Origin of the sequence: Mycolicibacterium palauense (assembly GCF_002592005.1) — a bacterium.
Lineage (GTDB): Bacteria > Actinomycetota > Actinomycetes > Mycobacteriales > Mycobacteriaceae > Mycobacterium > Mycobacterium palauense.
On sequence record NZ_NVQF01000188.1, the window covers coordinates 1 to 1,760 of the forward strand.

The window sequence follows — 1,760 nt, forward strand, 5'->3', positions numbered from 1 at the left end:
AGATGGGCATTCGATACCCGTAGAACTCGTGGTCCTCGTTGTAGCCGCCGTGGCCCTTGCCGATGCCGTCGAAACTGTCCACGAACTCGATCGACTCGATCCACTTGACCTGTTTGAAGCCCAGTTCGACTTCGTTGCGCAACCGCAGCGGCGCCCCGTGGGCCTCCGTCAACGGTGCACCGTTCATCTCATAGGCCAACAGCGCCATCGGATGACGCATGTGCTCGATCTTGTGGCAGTCGTAGTAGCGGCCTGCGCCCGCTTCCGAGCCGTCGGCCATCGAGTAGAACACCACCCAGCGCGCCGCCGGCAGCGGACGAACGGCGTCGAGGATGTCCGACATCGCCACCCCGCCCCACTTGGCGATCCCCGACCAGCCCTGGATGCAGTAGTGCTGGGTGATCTGCTCATGCTTGTCCATCGCCAAGAGCTCGGGATAGCCGAACTCGCGGGGGCGCTCGACCATCCCGGTGACCCGCAGCCGGTAGTCGGCCCAGTCGCCGGCCTGCAACCGGCGGTACTCCCGCGACGTCGGCAGGGTGCCGTTGGCCCACAGGTACGGGGAGATGTCCTTCTCGGTGTAGTCGGCGCGCGGGTGGAACCACTCCATGAGCCCCTTGATCCAGCCGATGGTGTGTCGACCCACCGTCTGCACCGCGCGCGGGTAGCGCAACGTCACCGGCGAGGCCAGCCACCACAGTGCGACGATGACGGCCATCGCGATCAGGTAGATCACCAACGCCCAGTAGGAGTCGGTGTTGGTGCCGAACACGATGTGATTGAGGTTTCCGATCAACCCGGTGGTGAACACCATGATCGTGTGCACGGCGATGAAGAACACCATCCACACCAGGACCAGGAAGTGGATCGAGCGCGCGACCTGCCGGTTCGTCGGCCCTCGACCCAGGCCGAAGCGTGCCGCGATCGCCGGGGCCTGCAGCAGTCCGGTCACGAACGCCAGTGGGGCAAAGACGAACACCGTCAGGAAGTAGGCCAGCAGCTGCAGTCCGTTGTAGGCCACGAACCCGTCGTTGGTGGGGAAGTCCAGCGACAGGTACTGGATCAGTGTCGAGACCGCGTTGGGGACGACGTCCCAGGACTGGGGGACGATGCGCCGCCACTGCCCGGTGGCGAACAACAGCACGTAGAACACCAGCCCGTTCAGCAACCAGAACGCGTCGAAGGTGAAGTGCCACCACCGGGCCAGGCCGATCGAGTGCCGGATCCCCGGGATCCCCAGCCATCTCGGCAGGGACACCGAGTCGTCCTTGGCCGTCCACTGCCGGGCCGGATCGGCGGGCTCAAGCCGGTCCGGCGGGATCGGGCCGCGCATCCGCAGCCATGCGGTTCCCGGTGTGCTCCCGGCATTGAGGTACAGCCGCGGATGGTCGGCGAGGATCTGCAGGCCGGCGCGGATGATGAACATCATGAACACGATGTTGAACAGATGGCTCCACCGCAGCCACGCCGGAAGCCCCGGTTCGATGGTCCCGCGGGTGGCCGCCGTCCCCGGGTAACGCAGGAGGAAATCCTGCATCCACTCGTAGTGGCGCAGGTGTTGGGCAACGGCCACCCCGACCACCAGCCCCGCCACCGTCAGCGGAACCAGCCACAAGGAACTGATCCACCGGCGGCCCACCCGAAGGGCCGGGAGGCGGGCGGGTTCGTCGGTGATCCCACCGGCCCATTCGCCGAGCCGGACGCGCTCGGCGTGCGCGGCCGTCGACGCCGACTCGGAACCGGGAACGCTGGCCGCCGCC

At 66.7% G+C, this 1,760-nt stretch carries 1 protein-coding gene; it reads right to left on the reverse strand.

Going from position 1 to position 1,760, the window contains the following annotated elements; translation table 11 throughout:
- On the reverse strand, positions 1–1,675 hold a 1,675-nt coding region (locus CSR00_RS29765), incomplete at its 3' end, for a molybdopterin-dependent oxidoreductase (protein WP_176562340.1).
- Between the last annotated feature and the right edge of the window lie 85 nt (positions 1,676–1,760).